Genomic DNA, 4,884 nt, shown 5'->3' with positions numbered 1-4,884 from the left:
TGGAGGCTGGCACTTCGTTCATCTTGGCGGCCGGGCGATGCCCCGGTTGGACGCACCGGGGCATCGCTTGGCCGCCACGCTGTTGAAGGGCACCGGCCGCTATCTGGCCAAGCTCTGCCCCAGCCACCGCTTTTCCTCGAGGCAAAATGTCTCATTCTCGGCCGCGTGAAGTGTATGTACGGAGCGAGAGATTCCTAGGGAAAGGCCCAGTCGCATCGCCTGCAGTCCCAAATCCGGGTACACGATCCTGTTTCCCCTTTTCGCCTGACATGGAACTATATACACTAACTAGATAGGTGTGTCGAGTTCTTTTGTATCGCAGTCCTGCCCATGCCCGACCTTCCTCCCTCGAAACGCCGCCCGAAGCCTGAACCAAAGACGGTGCCGTCGTGCGCCGGGCCGCCGTACGCGGAGCTGCACGCCAAGACCAACTTCTCGTTTTTGGAGGGCGCTTCGCACCCCGACGAACTCGTGGGGCAGGCTGCCGCGCTCGGTTATCGCGCCCTGGCCATCACCGATCGGCATAGCCTGGCGGGCGTGGTGCGCGCGCATGTCGCCGCCAAAGAAGTCGGGCTGAAGCTCTTGATCGGCGCGGAGATCTGGCCGACGGATGCCTGCGGCGCCGTGTTGCTGGCCACCGATCGTGCCGCGTATGCCCGGCTGGCCCGATTGCTGACCCTCGGCCGGCGACGGGCCACGAAAGGCGAATGCCGCCTGACGTTCGACGATCTGGCGGAGCATGCGGAGGGGTTGGTGGCGTGCGTGCTGGGGTCCCGTGACTGCGTAGGGTGGGACCAGCGAGCTTGCGAGCGCCGGCCCACCGATAGCGACGTCGTTTACGGTGGGCCGGCGCTCGCAAGCTCGCTGGTCCCACCCTACGAGCAAGCCCTCGCCGCGTATCGCGAGCTGTTCGGCGATCGCTGCTATGCGCTGGCCGAGCTGCATTATGGACCTGATGACCGGAAGAAACTGGCGCGGCAAATCGAACAGGCACACCGCCTGGGCGTGCCGGCTGTGGCGGCTAACGACGTGCGATATCACGCACCCCAGCGGCGAGCGCTCGAAGACGTGCTGACCGCCGTTCGGGCAGGCACCACCGTGGCTCAAGCGGGAGACCTGCTGTTCGCCAACGCCGAGCGATATCTGAAGCCGCGCGACGAGCTGGCCGTGCTGTTCGCCGAGGCGCCCGATTGTCTGCACCGCACCATCGAAGTGGCCGACCGCTGCGCGTTCTCGCTCGATGAGCTGCGTTATGAATATCCCGAGGAGCTTTGCCCGGCCGGTTCCACGCCGCTCAGTTATTTGATCGAACTCACCTGGCAGGGCGCCGCGCGGCGTTATCCAGCCGGCGTGCCCGACAAGGTGAGGGCGTTGATCGAGCATGAGCTGAAGCTGATCGCCGAGCTGCGTTACGAGGCGTACTTTTTGACGGTTTGGGACCTGGTGCGTTTTGCCCGCTCGCAAGGCATTCTTTGTCAGGGGCGCGGCTCGGCGGCGAATTCGGCCGTCTGTTATTGCCTGGGCGTGACCGCGGTCGATCCGGAGCGGATGGATGTGCTCTTCGAGCGGTTCATCAGCCGCGAGCGGAACGAAGCCCCCGACATCGACGTCGATTTCGAGCACGAGCGGCGCGAAGAAGTGATTCAATATGTCTACGACAAATACGGCCGCGACCGGGCAGGCATGACCGCCGAGGTGATTACCTATCGCTTCCGCTCGGCCGTGCGCGACGTGGGCAAGGCCCTCGGCTTCTCGCCGCAGCAGGTCGATGGGCTGGCCAAGCTGCTCGACGCTCACGGGCAGCAGCATTCGCTCGACCGACGGTCGCGGCAGGCGGGGCTCGATCCGGCGTCGCCCGACGTGCGGCGGCTGATCGCCTTGGTACACGAGCTGGTGGGCTTTCCGCGGCACCTATCGCAACACGTGGGCGGCATGGTGATGACGCGCGGGCCGCTTTTGGAGCTGGTGCCGATCGAAAACGCGGCCATGCCCGACCGCACCGTGATTCAATGGGACAAAGACGATCTCGACGAACTGGGCATCCTCAAGGTCGATTGCCTGGCGTTGGGCATGCTGACGGCCATCCGCAAATGTTTCCAGCTCGTCGAGCGGCACTATGGCCGGTCGCTGACGCTGGCGAACATTCCGCAGGAAGACCCGGCCGTGTACGACATGATCTGTCGCGCCGACACGATGGGCGTGTTTCAGATCGAAAGCCGGGCACAAATGAGCATGTTGCCGCGGTTGCGTCCGCGCACATTCTACGACCTGGTGATCGAGGTGGCCATCGTGCGGCCGGGACCGATTCAGGGGAACATGGTGCATCCTTATTTGCGGCGGCGCAGCGGCCTGGAAGCGGTCGAATTTCCCAACGACGAGATTCGCGAGGTGCTGCACAAGACGCTCGGCGTGCCGATCTTTCAAGAGCAGGCCATGCGGCTGGCCGTGGTGGCCGCCGGTTTTTCGCCGGGCGAGGCCGACCAGTTGCGGCGGGCGATGGGCGCCTGGCGGAAGACGGGGTTGATCGAGCAGTTCCGGCAAAAGCTGCACGACGGCATGATCCGCCGCGGCCTTTCGGCGGAGTATGCCCAGCGGGTGTTCGAGCAGATTCGCGGCTTCGGCGAATACGGCTTTCCCGAATCGCATTCGGCCAGCTTCGCGCTGTTGGTCTACGTGTCGGCGTGGCTCAAGCACTATTACCCCGACGCTTTCGCCGCCGCTCTCTTGAACAGCCAGCCGATGGGTTTTTATGCGCCGGCCCAGCTTGTGCGCGACGCCCGCGAGCACGGCGTCGAGATTCGGCCGGCCGATGTGAATGAGAGTGGGTGGGATTGCAGCCTGGAAGGGTTCAGGGTTCAGGGTTCAGGGTTCAGGAAAGGCCCTGTAGGGAACGCCCTCCGTGGCGTTCCGGTGCGAACCGTTCGAACCGCCATCGATGTTCCGGTTGGCGCGATTTCGGCTATCGAGGTAGGGTGGGACCAGCGAGCTTGCGAGCGCCGGCCCACCGATAGCGACGTCGATTACGGTGGACCGGCGCTCGCAAGCTCGCTGGTCCCACCCTACGTCTTTGCCCTGCGCCTCGGCTTGCGCCAGCTCCGCGGCCTTCCGGAAAAGCAGGTCCGGGCGATCATGGCCGCACGCGGCGAGGGACCGTTTCGATCGGTGGAAGATTTTGCCCGGCGCACGGGCCTGGGCCGGGCCGCGATCATGCGGTTGGCCAAAGCCGACGCCTTCGGCTCGTTGCGGGTTGATCGGCGGGGCGCCTTATGGCAGGCGCTGGGGCAGCATCGCGGCCATGCCATGCCGCTGTTCGAGGCACTCGCCGATGAGCCGGAAGTTCGCCCGGACGGATTGCCCGCGTTGGCGCCGCTGGAAGAGGTGGTGGCCGATTATCGGACCGCCGGGCTTTCGCTCAAAGGCCATCCCATGTCGTTCCTGCGGCCGCAACTCGACGAGTTACGGGTAACGCGGGCAGCGGACCTTGCCAAGACGCCCAACGGCCGCTTCGTGCGCGTGGCCGGGCTGGTCTTGGTGCGGCAGCGGCCCGGCACGGCCAGCGGCATCACCTTTGTCACGTTGGAGGACGAGACCGGCGTCTCGAACCTGATCGTTCGCCCCGCCATCTGGGAGCGATACCGCCGCGCCGCGGCCACCGCCACCGCGATGCTGGTTTATGGCACGCTGGAGCGACAAGGCGAAATCATTCACGTGCTGGCCAGCAAGCTGGAAGACGTCGCCCCGCTGACCGCCAAGCTCGGCAGCCAGTCGCGCGATTTTCGCTGAGGCAATATGCTTGCCCTACTTTGGAGGTTTGGGTGCAACGGTAGTGGAAACACCGTCGCGGTTGTTTTACGATAGCGATAACGTACGCGTTTTATCCGCACGAACCGGAGGGATTGAAGTTGGCCGCCCAACTCCCCGTTCCGCAACCCGCCACGCCGGCAAATCCGCTGTGGAGGCCCACGGCCGAGCAGGCCAAGGCCGCGAACCTGACGGCGTTTCATCGCTATGTCGTCGAGCGGTGGCAGATCGGTCTCGCCGGCTATCGGGAACTGCACGAGTGGTCGGTGGCGCAGCCCAACCAGTTCTGGACGTCGGTCTGGGACTTTTGCGGCGCGATCGGCGACTGGGACCATCAGGCCGCCGTGACCGACTACGACCGGATGCCCGGTGCCCGATGGTTCCCCGGCGCGCGGCTGAACTTCGCCGAGAACCTGCTCCGCCGCCGCGACGACCGGCCCGCCCTGATTTCCTGGAATGAACAAGGACGCCGGCAGAGCGTGACCTTCGCGGAATTAGCGCAGCGGGTGGCCCGCTGCGCAGAGACCTTGCGGCGCTTGGGCGTGCGGCCCGGCGATCGCGTGGCCGGCTATCTGCCGAACCTGCCCGAAACGGTCGTCGCCATGTTGGCCACGACAAGCTTGGGCGGCATCTGGTCGAGTTCCTCGCCCGACTTCGGCGTGCAGGGCGTGGTCGATCGCTTCGGCCAGATCGGACCCAAGCTGCTCGTCACGGCCGACGGCTATCTCTATGCCGGAAAGCGGTTTGATTCGCTGTCCCCCGTCCGTGAACTGTGCCGCCAAGTCGACTCGATCGATCGCGTGGTCGTCGTGCCGTATCTCGACGAACGGCCGAAGCTGGAGGGCCTGCCGGGCGCGCTCGCCTGGCAAGACTTGTTGAGCGGCGGCGACGGCGGGCCGACGGCCTGCGAGCGGTTCGATTTCGACCAGCCGCTCTCCATTCTCGGCGTGGTTCAAATCAAGGAATCTCAGGGTAACAGCTTTCGCCGCCCTGCGTGGGCCGCGTCAGGACGTAACCAACGCAGCGGCAGGTACTTCCGGCAGGAGGTGCTGGCAGAACTCCAACGGGAAGTGTTACCCTGCT

The 4,884-nt window shown here is 65.2% G+C and carries 2 protein-coding genes; both read left to right on the top strand.

Annotated features, from left to right (window positions below; all coding sequences use genetic code 11):
- The first annotated feature begins 330 nt into the window (after window positions 1-330).
- Window positions 331-3,783, top strand: coding sequence for an error-prone DNA polymerase (locus VNH11_14910; GenBank protein HVA47658.1), 3,453 nt, complete (start codon window positions 331-333; stop codon window positions 3,781-3,783).
- 119 nt (window positions 3,784-3,902) lie between these two features.
- A partial coding sequence (locus tag VNH11_14905; protein ID HVA47657.1) for an AMP-binding protein occupies window positions 3,903-4,884 on the top strand: 982 nt, incomplete at its 3' end.

It is taken from the genome of Pirellulales bacterium (genome assembly GCA_035533075.1).
Lineage (GTDB): Bacteria > Planctomycetota > Planctomycetia > Pirellulales > JAICIG01 > DASSFG01.
The sequence above is the reverse complement of the archived record's forward strand: the minus strand, read 5'-3'. Positions and strand labels throughout refer to the sequence as shown.

Coding starts and splice junctions, on each gene's coding strand:
- VNH11_14910 (HVA47658.1), top strand. CDS start 331: ATGCCCGACCTTCCTCCCTCGAAACGCCGCCCGAAGCCTGAACCAAAG.